Annotated in this window: 17 protein-coding genes; 4 read left to right on the top strand and 13 right to left on the bottom strand. The window is 52.9% G+C overall.

What is annotated here, in order from left to right; translation table 11 throughout:
- Positions 1-46 precede the first annotated feature (46 nt).
- Genes ACKWMY_RS12525 through ACKWMY_RS12510 form a run of 4 tightly spaced genes read right to left on the bottom strand, consistent with a single transcriptional unit; the run spans position 47 to position 3,423 of the window.
- Entirely contained in the window at positions 47-340 is a 294-nt protein-coding gene (locus ACKWMY_RS12525) for a ferredoxin (RefSeq protein WP_024483667.1), read from the bottom strand.
- Positions 337-1,626 carry an FAD-dependent oxidoreductase gene (locus ACKWMY_RS12520; protein WP_409486377.1) on the bottom strand — a complete coding sequence of 430 codons (1,290 nt, stop codon included), beginning with the start codon at positions 1,624-1,626 and terminating at the stop codon, positions 337-339. The genes ACKWMY_RS12525 and ACKWMY_RS12520 overlap by 4 nt, the downstream gene beginning before the upstream one ends.
- 59 nt (positions 1,627-1,685) lie before the next feature.
- Positions 1,686-2,636, bottom strand: a complete 951-nt coding sequence (locus ACKWMY_RS12515) for an electron transfer flavoprotein subunit alpha (protein ID WP_065683857.1) — start codon at positions 2,634-2,636, stop codon at positions 1,686-1,688.
- A gap of 22 nt (positions 2,637-2,658) precedes the next feature.
- The gene (locus ACKWMY_RS12510; RefSeq protein WP_409486376.1) at positions 2,659-3,423 is read right to left on the bottom strand and encodes an electron transfer flavoprotein; all 765 of its coding nucleotides are present in this window, start codon (positions 3,421-3,423) and stop codon (positions 2,659-2,661) included.
- A 361-nt stretch (positions 3,424-3,784) separates the two neighbouring features.
- Between ACKWMY_RS12510 and ACKWMY_RS12505 the strand changes: the two genes are divergently transcribed.
- Complete coding sequence (locus tag ACKWMY_RS12505; RefSeq protein WP_024528720.1) at positions 3,785-4,669, top strand: AraC family transcriptional regulator; 885 nt, start codon at positions 3,785-3,787, stop codon at positions 4,667-4,669.
- Positions 4,670-4,739: 70 nt separating this feature from the next.
- Here ACKWMY_RS12505 and ACKWMY_RS12500 read toward each other — a convergent pair whose 3' ends face one another.
- The 7 genes from ACKWMY_RS12500 to ACKWMY_RS12470 form a co-directional block, all read right to left on the bottom strand.
- Positions 4,740-5,891: an acyl-CoA dehydrogenase gene (locus ACKWMY_RS12500; protein ID WP_074030707.1), complete on the bottom strand. Its 1,152-nt coding sequence runs from the start codon at positions 5,889-5,891 to the stop codon at positions 4,740-4,742.
- Positions 5,892-5,904: 13 nt separating this feature from the next.
- The gene (locus tag ACKWMY_RS12495) at positions 5,905-7,500 is read right to left on the bottom strand and encodes an acyl CoA:acetate/3-ketoacid CoA transferase (protein WP_065683859.1); all 1,596 of its coding nucleotides are present in this window, start codon (positions 7,498-7,500) and stop codon (positions 5,905-5,907) included.
- A gap of 178 nt (positions 7,501-7,678) precedes the next feature.
- The gene (gene aroD, locus ACKWMY_RS12490) at positions 7,679-8,431 is read right to left on the bottom strand and encodes a type I 3-dehydroquinate dehydratase (protein WP_199061365.1); all 753 of its coding nucleotides are present in this window, start codon (positions 8,429-8,431) and stop codon (positions 7,679-7,681) included.
- A gap of 76 nt (positions 8,432-8,507) precedes the next feature.
- Positions 8,508-9,374, bottom strand: a complete 867-nt coding sequence (ydiB, locus tag ACKWMY_RS12485) for a quinate/shikimate dehydrogenase (RefSeq protein WP_065683860.1) — start codon at positions 9,372-9,374, stop codon at positions 8,508-8,510.
- A 62-nt stretch (positions 9,375-9,436) separates the two neighbouring features.
- Positions 9,437-10,672 (bottom strand): MFS transporter, encoded by a 1,236-nt coding sequence (locus ACKWMY_RS12480; protein WP_024528716.1) that lies wholly within the window; start codon positions 10,670-10,672, stop codon positions 9,437-9,439.
- 562 nt (positions 10,673-11,234) lie between these two features.
- Positions 11,235-12,443 (bottom strand): MFS transporter, encoded by a 1,209-nt coding sequence (locus ACKWMY_RS12475; RefSeq protein WP_308870550.1) that lies wholly within the window; start codon positions 12,441-12,443, stop codon positions 11,235-11,237.
- A 193-nt stretch (positions 12,444-12,636) separates the two neighbouring features.
- Positions 12,637-12,993, bottom strand: coding sequence for a YdiL family protein (locus ACKWMY_RS12470; protein ID WP_409486375.1), 357 nt, complete (start codon positions 12,991-12,993; stop codon positions 12,637-12,639).
- A 350-nt stretch (positions 12,994-13,343) separates the two neighbouring features.
- Here ACKWMY_RS12470 and ACKWMY_RS12465 point away from each other — a divergent pair, with 350 nt between their 5' ends.
- From ACKWMY_RS12465 to arsC, 3 genes are read left to right on the top strand one after another with little or no spacing between them, the layout of a single operon-like run.
- Positions 13,344-13,694, top strand: coding sequence for a transcriptional regulator (locus ACKWMY_RS12465; protein WP_024528714.1), 351 nt, complete (start codon positions 13,344-13,346; stop codon positions 13,692-13,694).
- 53 nt (positions 13,695-13,747) lie between these two features.
- On the top strand, positions 13,748-15,037 hold the full coding sequence (locus ACKWMY_RS12460) for an arsenic transporter (RefSeq protein WP_024528713.1): 1,290 nt from the start codon (positions 13,748-13,750) through the stop codon (positions 15,035-15,037).
- A 12-nt stretch (positions 15,038-15,049) separates the two neighbouring features.
- The gene (gene arsC, locus ACKWMY_RS12455) at positions 15,050-15,469 is read left to right on the top strand and encodes a glutaredoxin-dependent arsenate reductase (protein WP_409486374.1); all 420 of its coding nucleotides are present in this window, start codon (positions 15,050-15,052) and stop codon (positions 15,467-15,469) included.
- Between the two features lie 39 nt (positions 15,470-15,508).
- On the opposite strand, the gene ACKWMY_RS12450 is transcribed toward arsC, so the two are convergent.
- Entirely contained in the window at positions 15,509-17,041 is a 1,533-nt protein-coding gene (locus ACKWMY_RS12450) for a DHA2 family efflux MFS transporter permease subunit (protein ID WP_409486373.1), read from the bottom strand.
- 3 nt (positions 17,042-17,044) lie between these two features.
- A complete protein-coding gene (locus tag ACKWMY_RS12445) occupies positions 17,045-18,214 on the bottom strand; it encodes an EmrA/EmrK family multidrug efflux transporter periplasmic adaptor subunit (protein WP_409486372.1) in 1,170 nt (389 codons plus the stop codon).
- Positions 18,215-18,335 lie beyond the last annotated feature (121 nt).

Genomic DNA, 18,335 nt, shown 5'->3' with positions numbered 1-18,335 from the left:
GGAGAGGGTTGGGGTGAGGGGCTGGCACGCTCTTTCAGGCAGACGCTCACCCGTAGCGAAACTCAACGCCAAACGTCCCCAGAGGATATTCCCACTGCTTAAGAATGGTGTCGCCGCACAGCACGCGGCAGGTCCCGCATTCCAGACAACCGGCGGAATCGAAATGGATATTGCCTGCGCTGTCTTGCTTATACAGCCCGGCAGGGCAGGCCAGCATCAGCTTACGGAACTCGTCCATATTGGGGTTATCCACCAGAATGATGTGCGGATGGCCTTCATTGACATGGAACTTGTTGATGCCCAGTTTGACGTCTACGTTGACCGGATTTTCGCTGCTCATAGCGCTGTTGCCCCCTTGATGCCGTCTTTCAATAAATTCATCAGCCCAATCTGTTTCACCCTTTTCATCAGAGCCTTACGCACGGGCTGAGTGGGGCTGCCATCGATGGTGAACATATCCCCCATGATGTCCGCGACCATGCGCGGATACTGGGTAAACAGGCGCGGGTTTTCCATGAGCGCAGGGATTTTGCGAAAGTGGTGCACCTCATGCATCACGCAGTTTTGCTCCAGGGCGTGCTTATATTCCCCCAGGCTGCTGGCGGAAAAGTTCTGCCGCTGCTTGGCCGCGATGGCCGTATTGGCGGCGGCCTGTGCCGATGCAATAGCGAGATCCATGCCACGTATGGTAAAGCCCAGGTTCAGGCAGAATCCTGCCGCGTCGCCGACGATCATCACGCCGCCGTCAGCCAGCGTTGGCACCATGGCCTTGCCGCCTTCCGGAACCAGATGCGCGCCGTACTCCAGCAGTTTTCCTCCCTGGATCAGTGGGCGAATGGAGGGGTGCTGTTTAAAGTCCTCCAGCATCTGGGGTACGCTTTTCCCCGCGTGGCCAATCTCCCCCAGGCCGCATACCAGCCCTAAAGAAATGGAGTCCCGGTTGGTATAGAGAAATCCGCCCCCCATCAGGCCATTGGACGGGGAACCGGCAAACAGCCAGGCGGCTCCGTCATTGCCAGAGAGGTTAAAGCGATCTTCGATCACCGAGGGGGATAAACCGATAAGCTCTTTGACGCCTACCGCATAGTGATGCGGTGAAGAGGGGGGCACCAGGTTAATCGAGCGGCCGAGCATGGAATTCACGCCGTCAGCCAGGATCACTATGTCAGCCTTCAGGATATCGTCGCCCGCCTGCACGCCGGTGACTTGATTACCTTCCCGTATCAGCGCGTCGACGCGGACACCCGAGATAAACTGTGCTCCGGCCTGTTCGGCTTTTTCCATCAACCAGGGATCGAACCGGTTGCGCAGCACGGTATATGATGCCTGGGCGGCAATGTCCGGTTTCTCGCTGTGAAAATCGAGCGTGACGGCGCTTTCTTCCGTCATGAATGAGATCTTTTCGCGGGTGACTTTACGTTCTACCGGCGCTTCCTCAGCGAACCCGGGCATAATGCGTTCCAGACTATGGGCATACAGGCGCCCCCCGGTCATGTTCTTACTGCCAGCGCTGTTGCCGCGTTCGATGACCAGTACATCCAACCCGGCCTGCGCCATCACGTAGCTGGCTATGGCACCAGCGACGCCAGCACCGACCACGATGGCATCAAATTTATCATCCGACATGCTTATGCTCCCTATCCCGCCGCGGGTGTGCGGCGAGATGCGTGCGGTGAATCAAAGGGTTAATGACCTAATTGGTCGATCAGGGCTGGGACCACTTTGTAAATGTCGCCCACCAGGCCGTAGTCGGCATAGTTGAAGATCGGGGCGTTTTTGTCCTTGTTCACCGCGACAATGATCTTGGCACCGTTGCCGCCGACCATATGCTGGATCTGCCCGGAAATGCCCAGCATCAGGTAGAGATCGGATTTCAACTGCACGCCAGATACCCCGATATAGCGCTCGCGTTCCATCCAGTTTTCGCCCTCGGCGATAGGGCGAGAGCAGCCAACCTCTGCTCCTAACAGGGCTGCCAACTCATGGACCATTTTCAGGTCGTCCTGTGCAGCCAGCCCACGTCCGACACCAACCACGCGTTTGGCCTTGCTGAGATCGACGCTGCTCAGCGCTTTGGCACGGCGCTCCTTGCAGAGGATTTCCTGACGCGGGGCAACATAGCTGAGCTGAGTGACCAGGCAGTCATGCGCCGGGTCGGCAGCGGCAGGTTCCACCACACCGGGAGCCAGGGTGATGATGGCGGTGGTGGAGTTGATCTTTTCTTTACCGAAGGCCAATCCGCCATACATACGGTGTTCGGCGATGAAATCAGCCCCGTCGACGTGCACGGCGGTCACATCGTTCACCACCGCTGCGTTCAGCAGTACCCCCAGGCGGGCGGTGAGTGCTTTACCACGTTTGGTGGCAGCCATCAGCACCAAGGCTGGAGTTTGTTCGCCGTTCACCTCTTTCAGGATATCCGCCAGGGTCTCAGCATAATTTTCAATACGCTGCAGTGCAGAGGTTTTCTCCAGCACGTAGATGCCGTCTGCCCCCAGAGACTTGAGCCGGGCAACCTGTTCGCTGTCCTGCACGAGGGCATAAACATGCTCGCCCCACTGGCGTGCACCTGCCATCAGTTCACCGTAGCGCTCAACGTTGTCGCTGAACACCCATACGTTTGTCAGTTTACTCATGATGATTTTCTCCAGTCGTGGGTTAGTTCAGCACTTTTTTCAGATGGTCCGCCAGCTCGGCAATGGCTTCCGGCGAGTCGTTTTCCAGAATGATGCGTTGGCGCTGTTTCTGCGGCGGTACGGTGATCTCGACCAGCTTGGCCAAAGGCGGCGTCTGGCTCCAGGCGATATCATTGGCTTGCCACTGATTGACCGGTTTTTTCCCGGCGCCGAGGATCGCCTTCATTGTCGGAATGCGGGGAACGTTAATATCTGAGGTTACGCAGATCACCGCTGGAAGCGGCAGTTCAAGCACTTCTACTTCTTCTTCGAGCGTGCGCTCAACCAGCACACGGTCACCGGCAAACTGGATTTGGCTGACGGCATTAACGGTAGGGAGCTGTAAGATCTCCCCAACCAACAGGCCCACCTGTTGTGCATACAAATCCCCGGAACCTTCACCAAACAGCATCAGGTCAAAGCCGATTTTATCTGCGGCGGCGGCCAGTGCGTGTGCGGTATCCATCGGCAGCGCGTTTTCCAGTTGCGCATCCTGCACCAGATAAAGCTCATGAGGGCCGCGCGACAGCACGTCCTTACGCACCTTGGAGTTTTGCAGCAGCGAGCCGCCCACGCAGAGCGCGGTAATCTGATCGTTCTCGGTGGCCAGTTGGGTGGCGGCCTCGATCGCATTCAAATCGAACTGGCTGATTTTGGCTTCGGCGTGATCGAAATCGAGCGTACGTTGTGCGGTAACCACAATATCTTGCTCTTCGGGGACCAGCTTAAAGCAGGTTATTATTTTCATGATATCTCCTGTGGGTCGCTCGCTGGCGGCAGAGAGCGTTCTATCAGCGGAAAGGACAAAAAGCATGACAATATATTGCGAGTGCGCAGGGGGATTTACGACTGGATAATCTGTTTTTGTTGCTAACAATCTTGCAAAAAAATGGCTAACAACGGATGGATTGCCGTGCGGGAAAATGGTTTGCCAGTGAGTAAGGTAAGCCGGCGGCGCGAACGTCGTGATTTTATTTTCGTGCCATCTTGCATGCGGGGCAAACTATCTTGTTTTAGTCGTCTGGGCTCATATTGTATATTGTTTTCTGTCGCTCTATTTTAGCCACTGATCATTTTGCCAAAGCCAACTGTATTGTGTGGAGGTTGCCATGTTTCAGCGCTGTTTCGATAATAAAAAAGAAGCCCTTTTTGCGCAGGGGATGACGCCAAAACTCTCGCGGTTCGTCATCAGTGACGATCCCAACTGGGAGTCTGGGCATCATGTGCATAATGATGAGAGCGAACTGATTTACGTTAAGCAGGGGGTGGCCAGGCTGGTCATCGACTCCTCTTACTACGTGGCACACGCTGGTGATATCGTGGTTATTGAGCCTGGCCGACTCCATGCGGTAGCATCTGACTGCACCTCTCCGGCTACCACCTATACCTGTGCCGTCCATGGCTTCAAGTTTCAGGGCTGGGAAGAGAATCAGATTTTACAGCCTCACTCCTGCCCGGTAGTTTCCGTTGGGCAAGGGGGAGAGGTGATAAAAACGATCCTTCATGAACTCGGCGTGAGGCTACCCCAGCAGAAAAACGAGTTAAGCTCATCGATTTACGATGCTTATGGTTATGCCCTCACCGCACTGTTTTATGAGAACTTTAAAAACGCTTACCGTTCAGAGTTGGGATACATAAAGAAAGATGTGCTGGTGAAGGATGTACTGGTTTATTTGAATAATAACTATCGTGAAAAGATCACTCTCGAACAGTTAGCTAAAAAGTTTCGCGCCAGCGTCAGCTATATTTGCCATGAGTTTGCCCGCGAATATCATATATCACCGATTAATTACGTTATTCAGCGCCGGATCACCGAGGCCAAGTTTACGCTGACCAATACCGATAATAGCCTCAATGAGATCGCCTGGCGGGTAGGGTACGAAAACGTCGACCATTTTGCCAAATTATTTATGCGCCATGTCGGTTGTTCCCCAAGTGATTATCGTAAACAGTTCAATAATAACTTGGCAGAACCGGCGTGTTTGCCGGGTTGAATTAGCTGGTGGTTTATTGATAACTCGCCAGGAGGTTGGCTTATTGGCTGCCTCCTGGCGTTTTATTACCTTATTTGCTCTGGTAGTCTTTCAGGATCTGGCGGCCAGCAATATAAATCATGATTTCATCGGTGCCACCGCCAATCCTTTCGCAGCGCACGTCACGCCAGAAGCGGGAAACGCGAGCCTCATCCGTATAGCCCAGCCCGCCCATGATCTGGATGGCGTCATCAATCACTTCCATCGCCGTACGGGCGCAGTGGAGCTTACACAGCGCGGCGCTGGTGCGCAGTGACTGTTTTTGATCCGCTTGCCAAGCGACTTTCATCACCATATTACGCATGTTGTCGACCTTGATCGCCATCAGCGCCAACTTTTCCTGGATCATCTGGTTATGGCCGATCGGCTTGCCGAAGGCGATACGCTGGTTGGCGTAACGGGCGGCATCTTCAAACGCGCACTCGGCGAAACCGGCGCTGCGTGCGGCGTTGATCAGGCGTTCCATTTCAAAGTTGTACATCACATTGAGGAACCCCATGCCTTCTTCACCCACCATATCGCTCTCATCCACCTCAACGTTATCGAGGTAAACTTCGCAGGTGCTCAGCATGTGCCAGCCGATCTTGTGCAGCGGATTGACCTTAATGCCCGGCTTGTTGGATTCCATCCACCACAGGGTGAAGGCCTTCTTCGGATCTTTGGGCTCAGGATCGCGTGCCAATACCAGCATGTACGGGTATTCTTTCGCACCGGTGATAAAGGTTTTTTGCCCGTTCAGATACACCTTGCCGTTTTTACGGGTGTAAGTGGTGGTCGCGGCGCTATTGTCCGAGCCTGCGCCGGGTTCGGTCAGGGCCAGTGCATAGGCGGGATCGCCGGTGGCCAGCGTACTTTCTGCCGTCTTGCGCAGCTGTTCGGGTGAGCCGAAACGGCGCATGCTGTGAATACACTGGCCGTTGGTGATCAGGAACGCCGGTGCGCCACATTTGGAGACTTCCATCAGTGCCAGCATCTGGGTGACATAGTCCGCCGGTATGCCGCCGAACTCTTCTGGCACACCTAACAGAGAAATACCGCTATCGGCGAGCGCGCGCATAAACTCGGTAGGGTAGGTTGAGGTCTGATCGCAGGTGCGGAAATACTCTTCCGAAAAGTTATTGCCGATCAGTTCCCGAATACTGGCAAGCAGCAGTTCCTGCTCTTCAGTTAAAGAAAAGTCCATAGCCTTACTCCTTTTAATATACCGCTTCAGGTAAAGTGAAACCCATTACGCCGTCGATAAACAGTCTCTTGTCCATCAGTGTTAACTGCGGGGAAATAACCGGGGCGAAATCCATTTTTGCCAGAATGTCTTTTTCCAGATCTACTCCGGGGGCAATTTCAACCAGGTGCAGGCCGTCAGCTTTGAGCGTAAAGACGGCACGTTCGGTGATGTAGCGCACGTCTAATCCCCGCTCGAGCGCGATTTTGCCGCTAAAGGTGATTTCCGGTAATTGCTTGATAAATTTTTTGACGCGTCCTTCCTGCACAATATTCAGCTTGCCGTCGGTGATGTCGGTTTTTAAACTGCCGGCGGTGAGGGTGCCGCAGAACACAATCTTTTTTGACGTCGCGCTGATATCGATAAAGCCACCGGTCCCCATGATTTTGCCGTTGAATTTATGCACGCCAACGTTGCCCTGTTGATCTACCTCGGCAAAGCTCAGGTAACAGACATCCAGCCCACCTCCGTGGTAGAAATCGAATTGGGAGGTCATATCCAGGATGGCTCGGGTGTTGACGTTCGCACCGAAGGCCACACCCTGAGAGGTAATGCCGCCGATGGGGCCAGTTTCGACCGTCAGCACGAAATCATCGGCACACCCCTCTTCGCGGGCGACCAGGCCGATGCCGTCGGCAATGCCCACCCCAACGTTGCCCACCGCCCCTTTACGCATCTCAAATAGTGCACGTCTCGCTACCAGTTTGCGCTGGTTAAGGGGCAGGGCGATTTGGGTGCTGTCATCGAGCACGAAATCGCCGGAAATAAAGCGGTTTACCGGGGCGCCGCCATACAGCTGCGTCTGCTGTGGATCGACCACCACGATATCAACCAGATAGCCAGGGATACGCACCGATTTCGGGTGTAGCGTCGCCTTCTTGACCATCTTTTGCACCTGCATCATCACGATGCCGCCGTTGTTGTGCACCGCTTGGGCAATCACCAGCGCATCCAGATACATCACCTCGTCTTCGAACGAGGCATAACCTTCGCTGTCGCAGGTGGTGGCGCGAATAAAGGCGACGTTGGGCGCAATGGCCTTGTAGTAGAGATATTCCTGGTTATCGATCTCGACCAACTTGATAAGATCTTCTGTGGTCACCTCATTGAGTTTGCCGCCTTGCTGGCGCGGATCGACGAAGGTACCAATACCGATATCGGTTAAAATCCCCGGCTGGTGCGCCGCTGCGGCCCGTAGGGTCTGGGTTAACACGCCTTGGGGATAGTTGTAGGCCGCAATTTTGTTCTGTTCGGCCAGATCGGAGATGCGTGGGGACTGTCCCCAATGCCCGCACAATGCCCATTTCACCAGCCCAACCTGTGCCAGCGGGCTGATGCCGCGATCGGCCCGGTCACCTAACCCTGTCGGGCTGATTAATGACAGGTCACGCGGGGTTTGCGTGGTTTGATATTTCTCTGCCAGCGCGGTAATTAAGGTGGTGGCCTCCAGAATACCGCCACCGGCCCCTAATACGCACAAGGTGGCTTCGTCAGGAATATAATTTACCGCCTCTTGTGCCGATAATACCGGGACTCTGCCATTGATTCTTTTCGGTTTTACCAGATCCATAACTACTCCTGTTGATGACCGATGCATTTATTTTATTTTGCGGGCAACTCAACCCGCACGCATGCGTGCGGATACCGCAATTAAGCTGTATTAAAATTGAATGCTCTTTTTAGTGACTGGTTTTATTTTGCGGGAATACCATTATTCCCGCCGACAGTAATATCAGTGCACCACTGAATTAATGCAGTATCGTTAATATGGTGCGTAAATCCGTGACGGAGATTTGCCCTGGCGCGGAGGCTTTCTTGACCGCGCCAAAGGTGGCCGCTGAGCCGAAGGTTTCGCCCGCTAACCGGGACACAATGCCGGTTTTGGCCATCGACATGGTGATTATCGGCCCGTTGGCATGTTTTTCGTGCATTTCCAGCGTCGCGGCCAGCAACGTCAATACGTCACTCTTGTTTTGCGGCATCAGGGCGATTTTCGGAATATCGGCTCCCAATTCCTGCATTTTGCACAGGCGCTTGACGATTTCCTCCTGCGGCGGCGTTTTATGGAAATCATGATTCGACATGATGACTTTAACGTTCTTGGCGTGGGCATGGGCCACGGCCTCTTTGACCAGTTCGTCACCGGTAAACAGCTCCAGATCGATCATATCGACCAGGCCGCTGTCCACCGCAGCCAGATTGAGCGCGATATAGGCCTGTGGGGGCAACGCCTGCTCACCGCCTTCCTGGGCGCTGCGGAAGGTGAACAGCAGCGGCTTGTCGGCAATGATCTCTTTGATCTGACGTGCGGCGGCTATCACGTTGCTGAGCGTGGCGACATCCTCAAAATGATCGACGCGCCACTCCAGAATATCGAAATCGGCGTGACGATAATCCTGCGCTTCAGCCACCACACTAGGGATATCTTTACCCATCAGCGAGACAATGATTTTTGGCGCGCCTTCGCCGAACACAATGTTTTTTACGGTTATGGTTTTCATTTTTACCTTTTGCATGCTCTTTTGCCGCAATCAATAAGGTGGTGATTCAAGCCCATCACCACGCGCTACGGGAATGCTACGCCTCGAATCCCATCACCTGCTTAACGTATTCCAGTGGGAAATCCTTGCCAGTCCACAGCTTGAACTGTTCGGCGCCTTGCCATAACAACATGCCGTAACCGTCCACCGTTTTGCAACCTGCCTGTTGGGCCATTTGCAGCAACTTGGTCATGTGTGGGTTATATACGCACTCCGTCACCAGCAGTTCCGGGCGCAGCAGGGTGATGTCGCTGACGATACTCTCGTTTTCCAGCGGCTTCATCCCGACCTTGGTGCCGTTAGTCAGGATGTCCGCGCTGGCGATGGCGCGGGCAAACGCTTGCTGGTCTGCCAGATCGGTCACGGTCACTTTACAATCGGTGTTATCGTTGACCCGTTTGGCAAAGGCGAGCGCCTGATCAAAGAACTCGTCCTTACGATTAAACAGCTTGATCTCTTTGATGCCTTCAACGGCCGCCTGCGCGCCGATAGCGGTAGATGCGCCGCCCGCGCCGACCAGCACCATGGTTTTACCCTTGATATCAAAACCGGTTTCCTTGATGGCCCGAATATGCCCGGTGCCGTCGGTGTTATAGCCGCGCAGGTAGCCGTCGTCGTTGACGATGGTGTTGATAGCACCAACCAGTTTGGCCGCTGGCGTTAATTCATCGACATACTGACAGGCAAACTGCTTGTTAGGCATCGAAACGCCGGTGCCGCGCATTTTTAACGCCTTCAGCCCTTCAATCGCGCTGGCGAAGGTGGTGGTATCGACTTCGAAAGCCATGTAGGTAAAAGGTAACCCGACTTTTTCCAACGCTTTATTTTGCATCTCTGGCGATAAGCTGTGTCTGATCGGATAGGCCATCAGCCCGATAAGCTCATATTTTGCGGTTACATCCATTCTAAACTCCTTGTCTAACCATGTTCGTGTGGGGCGCAAACCTGCGTAATCGTTGTTTTGGGTTATTGGAAAAAGCGCTCGCCCAATCGCAGGTCACTTTGCGGGACTTTGAATACTCTGTAATAGCGAATGAAGACGATGATGGCGGTAACAAATGCCAGCAGGGCAAAGGCAATATCCAGCAGGATGATGTATTGCAAGCCAATATTGGAGAGGTAGCCGGTAATCAACGGGATCAAGAAGTTGGCTAACCCGCCCATCATCATATAAACGCTGGTGACCTTGGCTTTGCTTTTCGGGAAAAACTCCGACATGACGGAGACGCCAAGCTGCAATATCCCACCGGCGGCAGAGAAACCAATCGCAAAGGCGCCAAGGTTACAAACCAGCGGTGAGGGATACAGATAGATAATGGTTGCCGCGATCACCGAGACACCGGCGTTAAACACATTTGCCCATACCGGGCGCACGGTGCTTTTTAACAGCAGGGCGAAGATAAACACGCACAGCAGCGAGCCAAGGCTATACCAGGAGATGGTTTTCAGCGCATCGGCCTCCGCCATACCGGCAAATGCCATTGCGTATTTCGGCATCCAGACCACGATCACGTAGAAGGTAGAGAATGCAGCCACGCCGAAGATAACGGACGAGACACCCTCCAACCAGGCCAGCGGCTTACTGTTCATCTGCGGCAATTCTTTAGCCACGGAGGCATCAACCAGCTGGCTGGGGAATTTGCTTTTAAGCAGCAGTAACGTGATGAGGACGAACAGGATCCCCGGGATAACCATCGCGTAGCCGTACCAGATGTGGCTGACCAGCAGGTAGCTGACCAGCATCGGATAGAACATCTGGCCGAAAGAGACCATGGCTTTCACCAGGATCACCGCCGAGCCGGAAGTCTTGGGATAGCTCTCCATCAGGGCAGGATAGCCGCCGGTATCAAGCGCCGCATTGGCAACGCCAACGCAAACCGCCAGGCCAAAGGCGACAATCAGATTAGGGCTGGCCGGGATGCCAAAGAAGAACAGAATATACAGGGCGACGCCGATCAAAATGGCGGCGCGGCGGCCAAACTTATCCGATATCACGCCAAAGAACAGAATGCTGACTAGTCGACCCAACCCAATACCGGATATCAGGTAGGCAATGCCCGCGTTGTCGGTGCCGAACTTCTCGGCCAGTGGGGTCATGTTTTGTGCCAGCGTAATGACGCTGGCACCGTGGAGAAAATAACTCAAATAGATACTGATGACCGCTAACAAAAATGGCGCTTTGAAGGCCTTGCTCTGGCTCATACTGTTCTCCGCTTGTCGCTAATTTTTACGTTATCTAGATCCAGGGGACTTGTTGTTCTGGTGGCCTTTCTTTTTCATTAATCATTGCGGGAAAATAATGGGTGAAAATATCCCGATAAGTCACGCTGCGGTAAATAACTTGGGTCATGGGTAACCGCCAATACACCGGCAACCTGACGTGTGCTGAGTATAGGTAATGCAGTAGGTGATAAATACGTAATATGCCGTTTTAGTTTTCAACTTTATTGCAGACAAAGATGCTGAGGCGGCGTTTGATGGTGTTACTGAATTGTGCCGAAATTTCGTCGGCTAAATTAGGTCTGGAGGACTGTTATCAGGGGCTGGCCATTTAGGAACGACGTATACCTACGGTAATTAACAAGCTATTTACTTTGTCTGGGGAGCAGCCGCTTGCGGAATACTGTCTCATATTGCACGGGGGCATAATAATATTGTATCTGGTGTGGGGTAGAGGAATAACAGCACATTCCTAAACCGGCTCACTATACGTAGGGGCGCTGCATGCAGCGCCCGTTTAACGACATGTTTGGGGTGTGTGGGATCAGTTGATCACTTGGGCTATCTTGAAGGGATTGTTGGCCTCTTTATGGCTACGGTAGCCAATGAACAGCGCCAACAGAAAGCCACAGGCCGCGATACCGGTATCGAACCACATAATGTTGGCAATACTGGTTTCGGAAATCTTGGCGGTAATCAAAGGAATGGTGAACGTTGCCAGGCTGCCGGCGCTGTAATAAATGCCGGTGGCTTTGCCTTTCGCGTGGGGAAGGCGGGTCGCCATCAGCGTTAGCCCTAGTTGCATGACCCCACCTGCGGCAGAGAAGCCGATAACAAAGGCGAAAACCATCACGACGTACATGTTGGGATACAGGCAAACGGTGAGTAAGGTAATGAAGGAGATAAAGGTATACAGCATCAGAAAGGTGGTTGATTTAAACCTTTTCTTTACCAGCCCGGCGGTGATGAACACGCACATCAATGATCCGATGGTGTAGATACTCAGCAGCTTGATCGACATCGTATAGCTCATACCCGCCACAAACTGCCCATACTGCGCCAGCCACTGGCTGATCAGGTAAAAGGTGGCCATGGCGACATAGCCATATAAGGTATAGCTGATGAGATCCACGATGGAACAGTGATGGTTTTCATCTGCATTTTTATCGGTCCTGGTGGCTATGCGTTGCACCGGGTGAGCGGGGAATGGGCAGCGCAGCAGGAACAGGCCGTTGAGCAGCATAATGCCAGCAGCGATCAGGAAGGACCAGCCAAACCAGACCTCAGCCCAGACCAGTAGGCTGATGACCATCGGTAACAGAAACTGGCCGCCGGAGACAAAGGCTTTAATCAGGATATTGGCGGTGCCTGGCGACTTGGGGAATGCCTCCATCAGCGTAGGGTAGGTGCCCGAGTCGAGAAAACTGTTGGCAACGCCGGCTAAAAAACCAAATACATAAGCGATAATAATCGTGGGGCTGAGAAGAATGCCGAAAAAGAAGCCTAAATAGCACAGGATCCCCAGAAAAATAAAGGGCCTGCGGCCAAAACGATCGGATAACATGCCGGTGATTAATAACACACTGAGCCTGCCAATGCCCAAAGAAGAGATGACGATCGAGATGCCAGCGGCATCGGTGTGCCATTGTTCTGCCAGATAAGGCATATTCAAGCTGATTAATATTACCCCCATACCGTGCACCAGATAATTCAGATACAGCCCCAAGGCTGTTGGTACATACTTGTTTTCCATAGGTTGTTGCTCAGAAACTCGTTCATAATAAATTATTCGTGCCGGGAAAAACGGCTGGGCACGAGATTGTTACAGGCGTTAGCCTGCTGTCAGGGGTGATAGTCAGTCAAAACGATGGGCAGGTGGTGTTGATAAACCTTCCTTATATAATCCCGTCAAGGTTAACGAGCGCGATGTGTCCTATTAGTTTGGGTTAACATAGCCGCTCTAGATCATAAGCATAAAGCTGTGCGGCGACCGACTGATAAATTTTCCATTCCAGATAATCACCTTGGGCATAGACAGCCAGGAAGGACGCATAATCGGGGAAGAAGCGCATGGTGTTATTACCAATGCGATTGTTGATCTTGTCGATGATGGCGTTGATGTGGTTTTTTCTTTTTTTAATCATTTTTGTGAATGTATCAATAATAGCGGCCGGTATTTCACTTTCACCACGCTCCCATTGCTGCCATGTAGCTAAAGTGTTGTCAGGTGAAATATAGGCCGCACATTCTTCGACCGTCATAAAAAAAAGCTGACGCAGTGCCTGCAGTTCTAAATGATTCATGATGACGCAGATCCACGTTAGAGAAAACCATGCAGAATAAATAGCATTATTGGTTTTTTTTCGTCTTGAACAGGCTCACACTATTGGGTGCAATATTATTTGTTGCCGGGGTGTGAATATATTACCGCATTATGGCTTTTAAATTGGCTTAAATGTAAAGCCGTATTGCCGGACGCATCGGGTGGCCAGGGGGCTTTCTGGCCACCGTTGCTACGCGACGTATCGACACAACGTTGAGCGCTTTCTGGGGCAAGGGAAGAGAGAAAATACATATATGAAAATTCAAATGTGTTATTGACTTGAAAGCGCCTGCGGGTATGCTTTATCCACCGATCGTAACGGAGAGACCGATGACCCTGACTTCCTTGCAACTGTTCAAAATCCTGTCGGACGAAACCCGCCTGGGTATCGTGTTGCTGCTCAAACAGTTGGGTGAACTGTGCGTTTGCGATCTTTGTACTGGGCTGGAAGAGTCGCAACCCAAGATTTCACGCCACTTGGCAATGCTCAGAGAGTGCGGATTGCTGCTGGATCGTAAGCAGGGGAAGTGGGTGCATTATCGTCTTTCCCCGCATATACCTGCCTGGGCAGCCCTGGTTGTTGAACAAGCCTGGTTGAGTCAACAGGACGAAGTCCACACTATGGCACGTAAGCTGGCAGCGGCGAATTGCTCCAGCGAGGGTAAAACCCTGTGTAGCTAAATTTTTTGTGCAAACACATATGAAAATACATATATAAATGTGAGGTGGTAAGTATGTTATTGGCTGGGGCGATATTTATCCTGACCATTGTGCTGGTGATCTGGCAGCCGAAAGGGTTAGGGATTGGGTGGAGTGCCACACTTGGTGCGGGGTTGGCCTTGCTCACCGGCGTGGTGCAGATTGCCGATATCCCAGCGGTATGGAATATTGTCTGGAATGCTACGGCGACCTTCATCGCCGTGATCATTATCAGCCTGTTGCTCGATGAGTCTGGTTTTTTCGAATGGGCTGCGCTGCATGTCTCCCGCTGGGGAAACGGGCGGGGGCGCCTGCTGTTCACTTACATCGTTTTACTAGGCGCAGCCGTGGCGGCTTTGTTTGCCAACGATGGTGCAGCGCTAATCCTTACCCCCATAGTAATAGCCATGCTGCTGGCACTGGGATTCAGCAAAGGCACCACGTTGGCGTTTGTCATGGCTGCCGGGTTTATTGCTGATACCGCCAGTCTGCCGCTGATTGTGTCCAATCTGGTCAATATCGTTTCGGCAGACTTCTTTGATCTGGGGTTCACGCAATATGCTTCGGTGATGGTGCCTGTTGATATCGCTGCGATTATCGCGACGCTGGTGATGCTGCATCTGTTCTTTCGCAAGGACATTCCGCCGACCTATGATCTCGAACGACTGAAACAACCGGCGCAAGCCATTAAAGATCCGGCCACGTTCAAAACTGGCTGGGTGGTATTAATCCTGCTGTTGGTGGGTTTCTTCGTGCTGGAGCCGCTCGGCATTCCGGTCAGCGCTATTGCTGCCGTGGGGGCGATGATCCTGTTTGCGGTGGCCAAAAGAGGTCATGCCATCAACACCGGGAAGGTGCTGCGCGGTGCGCCCTGGCAGATCGTCATTTTCTCGCTGGGGATGTATCTGGTGGTTTATGGCCTACGTAATGCCGGATTAACGGAATACCTTTCCGGCGTACTTAACCTACTGGCGGATAATGGCTTATGGGCCGCCACGCTTGGCACTGGCTTCCTGACCGCATTCTTGTCATCCATTATGAACAATATGCCAACGGTATTGATTGGCGCGCTGTCTATTGAGGGGAGTGCTGCGTCAGGGGTGATTAAGGAGGCCATGATTTACGCCAACGTTATTGGCTGCGATCTGGGGCCCAAAATCACGCCGATTGGCAGCTTGGCAACGCTGCTCTGGCTGCATGTGTTGTCGCAGAAAAATATGACGATCACCTGGGGATATTATTTCCGTACCGGAATCATCATGACCGTGCCCGTGTTGTTGGTCACGCTGGCGGCCTTGGCGTTACGTCTATCCATCACTTTGTAGCGAGGAACATCCATGATCACGATTTACCACAACCCTGCCTGCGGCACTTCGCGTAATACGCTGGCGCTCATTCGCAACAGCGGTACAGAGCCAACGATCGTCCATTATCTGGAGACACCCCCCAGTCGCGCTGAACTGGTGAAACTCATTGCAGACATGGGGATCAGCGTGCGGGCCTTACTGCGTAATAACGTGGAACTCTACGAGCAGTTAGGGCTGGCAGCAGACGTCTTCACCGACGAGCAACTGATCGATTTTATGTTGCAGCACCCGATTCTGATTAACCGGCCGATTGTAGTGACGCCGCTGGGGACCCGCCTATGCCGCCCCTCCGAAACGGTGCTTGATATCCTGCCCAATCCGCAAATAGGGGCATTGGCCAAAGAGGACGGCGAAAAGGTTGTTGATGGCTCCGGTAAACGGATCAAGTAAATCAGGAGGCGCGTCAGCGCCTCTCTATGTTCCCGTTTATCACCCCGTCTTGGCCGTATTAAACGGGGGTTTGGCGAACCACACCAGTAGGGTCAGCATCAGGAACACCCCGGCAGAGAGATAGAAAATATCGTTGGCCGACATCAGCAGGCTCTGTTGGGTAATTTGATCGTTGATATAGGTCGCGGCTTGCTGCTGATTGAACCCCAGATTTTGCAGATGGTGATCCAGGTTGATCGCCGCCGGGTTGAATGGCGTCACTGACTGCGTCAGTTGCGCATGGTGAAATGACTCCCGGTGGCTCCACAGGGTCATGGTGAGTGACGTACCGATCGAGCCAGATAACGTCCGGAAAAAGTTGCTCAGGCTGGTGGCCGCAGCGAATTTTTCTGGTGCGAGCCCTGACAATGAAATGGTGGTCAGCGGCAGGAAGAAGCAAGCCACGGCGAAGCCTTGCATCAGCTGCGGCAGCACCACGGCAGTAAAATCAATCGCCGGATTAAACGTCATCGCACGCCAGTAGTAGCAACCGGCATACACGATAAAGCTAAAGGTCACCAATACCCGCATATCAACACGATCGCCGTAGCGGCCAATCAATGGCGCGATCAGCAGCGGCATCAGCCCGATGGGAGCATAGGCCAGCCCTGCCCACACCGAGGTGTAATCAAACACCGTCTGTAGCAGCTGCGGCATCAGCACAATGGCTCCGGCATAAATCAGATACGCGCAACTGATGCACAGGATGCCGATGCTGAAGTTACGTGAGCGGAACAGGCTCAGATCGATGATCGGGTTATCGTTGGTGGCTTCCCAGATAATCAGCAAAATCAGCGCGACCACGGCGATCACGGCCAGCACGATCACGGTGGTAGAGCTAAACCAATCGAGGTCTTTGCCTTTATCCAACATGATTTGCAGGCTACCCACACCTAGCACCAGCAGGCTCAGGGCGAACAGGTTGATTTTTACCGGCTCGGTGGGTGTTTCTCTTCCTTTCAGCATCCATGCGGTAATGGCAACGACGATGATACCGAATGGAACGTTGATTAAAAATATCCAGCCCCAGTCGTAGTTATCGCAAATATAGCCGCCAATAATCGGGCCAAAGATCGGGGCGATAATCACCGTCATCGACCACAGCGCCAGCGCGATATTACGCTTCTCCGGCGGGTAGTTACGCAGCAGCAGGCTTTGCGATAGTGGGATCAACGGGCCTGCGACCAATCCCTGAATGACGCGGAAAAAGATCAGCATATCGAGATTGGTGGAGAAACCGCAGCACAGCGACGCCAGTGCAAACAGCGTCACCGAAGCTAAAAACAGCTTACGCTCGCCGAACCGTTGCGCCAGACGCCCGGTTATCGGGATGGAGATCGCATTGGCGACGCCAAACGAGGTGATCACCCAGGTTCCTTCATCCGTAGAGGCACCCAGGAACCCGGAAATGGTTGGAATGGCGACGTTGGAGATGGTGGAATCCAACATCTGCATAAAGGTCGCCATCGACAGCGACAGCGTCACCAGGATCAATGACCAGCCTTTTAACGGCAGCAGTGTGTTGTTGCTCATAAGTCACATCGCATTGGCTTTGATGATGTCTTGGATTTCCTGGTCGATACTGGAGGTATCGAGCACCAGCGCCTGGCTTTGGTAAGCCGGTTTCTGGCGTTGGGTGGTAGATAGGGCTGGGCCATTGGTATTGTTTTCGCGCAAGGTCACCGTGGTGGATAAGCCAATCCGCAGTGGGTATGCCTTGAGCTGTTCCGCATCCAGGGTAATACGCACCGGCAGGCGTTGAACCACTTTGATCCAGTTACCGGTGGCATTTTGCGCGGGCAGCACCGAGAACGCGCCGCCGGTCCCCATATTGATCCCTTCAACCACGCCGTCGAACACCACATTGCTGCCATAGAGATCGCTCACCACGCTCACCTTTTGCCCAATGCGTACACCGCTGAGCTGGGTTTCCTTGAAGTTGGCGTCAATCCACAGCTGATCGGCCGGGACGATGGATAACAAGGCCTGGCCAGCGCTGAGCGTTTCGCCCACCTGCACATTGCGTTGAGCAACATAGCCGGTCACCGGACTGCGAATTTTGGTGCGCTGTAGCGCGAGCCAGGCTTCGCGCATTTGTTCTGCCGCCAACAGGATGGCCGGCTGCTGTTCTAGCGTGGAATTCTGGATCAGGATACGATTGCTGCGATATTGCTCGATAGCGACGTCCAGTGCCGCTTTGCTGCTGCTAACGGCATTACGCGCATGTTGCAGGTCTTCTTTTGAAAAAGCCCCCGCTCCCATCAATTGGGTTCGGCGCTGATAATCGGCCTGCGCTTGCTGATAAGCGATTTTAGCCTGGGCAATATTGGCATTATATTGTGCGTCGTTGACATAGATCTGTTTGGTTTTTCTCACCGTTTCCGCCAGCTTATTTTTGACTTTTTTAAAGTTGAGGTTGGCATCGGTATCATCTAAATTGACCAAGACATCCCCTTGCTGGACTAAATCGGTATTGGTGTAATTCACGCTGACCACGCTACCGTTAACCTGCGAAGAAATAGTGACCTGATTGCCCATTACATAGGCATCATCGGTGCTTTGCACATTGCGCGAATTGAAATACCACCAGGTTGCACTGGCCATAGCCGCAATAACAATCACCATTAGAAAAATGAGCAGCCATTGCTTTCTTTTTTCTAATGGTGTTTTCACCTGGTTACTGTCTGGCTGCGGTAAATGTGGCATGGAAAAACCCTTGCTTGTCTGTTTTAGGAGCAATAGCAAACCATTACGCTGCTGTGGGTAATAAGCTCAGCGCGTAATTTATTCATTGAATGGCTTGGTTAATCACCTTCAGCTTAAAGCG

It is taken from the genome of Serratia sp. J2 (assembly GCF_046269175.1).
Classification (GTDB): domain Bacteria; phylum Pseudomonadota; class Gammaproteobacteria; order Enterobacterales; family Enterobacteriaceae; genus Chania; species Chania fonticola_C.
The sequence above is the reverse complement of the archived record's forward strand: the minus strand, read 5'-3'. Positions and strand labels throughout refer to the sequence as shown.

Bases quoted from the DNA above. Each gene is read 5' to 3' on its own strand.
- ACKWMY_RS12480 (WP_024528716.1), bottom strand. From the start codon at position 10,672: ATGAGCCAGAGCAAGGCCTTCAAAGCGCCATTTTTGTTAGCGGTCATC.
- ACKWMY_RS12510 (WP_409486376.1), bottom strand. From the start codon at position 3,423: ATGAAAATAATAACCTGCTTTAAGCTGGTCCCCGAAGAGCAAGATATT.
- ydiB (WP_065683860.1), bottom strand. From the start codon at position 9,374: ATGGATGTAACCGCAAAATATGAGCTTATCGGGCTGATGGCCTATCCG.
- ACKWMY_RS12445 (WP_409486372.1), bottom strand. From the start codon at position 18,214: ATGCCACATTTACCGCAGCCAGACAGTAACCAGGTGAAAACACCATTA.
- arsC (WP_409486374.1), top strand. From the start codon at position 15,050: ATGATCACGATTTACCACAACCCTGCCTGCGGCACTTCGCGTAATACG.
- ACKWMY_RS12525 (WP_024483667.1), bottom strand. From the start codon at position 340: ATGAGCAGCGAAAATCCGGTCAACGTAGACGTCAAACTGGGCATCAAC.
- ACKWMY_RS12450 (WP_409486373.1), bottom strand. From the start codon at position 17,041: ATGAGCAACAACACACTGCTGCCGTTAAAAGGCTGGTCATTGATCCTG.
- aroD (WP_199061365.1), bottom strand. From the start codon at position 8,431: ATGAAAACCATAACCGTAAAAAACATTGTGTTCGGCGAAGGCGCGCCA.
- ACKWMY_RS12520 (WP_409486377.1), bottom strand. From the start codon at position 1,626: ATGTCGGATGATAAATTTGATGCCATCGTGGTCGGTGCTGGCGTCGCT.
- ACKWMY_RS12475 (WP_308870550.1), bottom strand. From the start codon at position 12,443: ATGGAAAACAAGTATGTACCAACAGCCTTGGGGCTGTATCTGAATTAT.
- ACKWMY_RS12515 (WP_065683857.1), bottom strand. From the start codon at position 2,636: ATGAGTAAACTGACAAACGTATGGGTGTTCAGCGACAACGTTGAGCGC.
- ACKWMY_RS12495 (WP_065683859.1), bottom strand. From the start codon at position 7,500: ATGGATCTGGTAAAACCGAAAAGAATCAATGGCAGAGTCCCGGTATTA.
- ACKWMY_RS12505 (WP_024528720.1), top strand. From the start codon at position 3,785: ATGTTTCAGCGCTGTTTCGATAATAAAAAAGAAGCCCTTTTTGCGCAG.
- ACKWMY_RS12470 (WP_409486375.1), bottom strand. From the start codon at position 12,993: ATGAATCATTTAGAACTGCAGGCACTGCGTCAGCTTTTTTTTATGACG.
- ACKWMY_RS12460 (WP_024528713.1), top strand. From the start codon at position 13,748: ATGTTATTGGCTGGGGCGATATTTATCCTGACCATTGTGCTGGTGATC.
- ACKWMY_RS12500 (WP_074030707.1), bottom strand. From the start codon at position 5,891: ATGGACTTTTCTTTAACTGAAGAGCAGGAACTGCTGCTTGCCAGTATT.
- ACKWMY_RS12465 (WP_024528714.1), top strand. From the start codon at position 13,344: ATGACCCTGACTTCCTTGCAACTGTTCAAAATCCTGTCGGACGAAACC.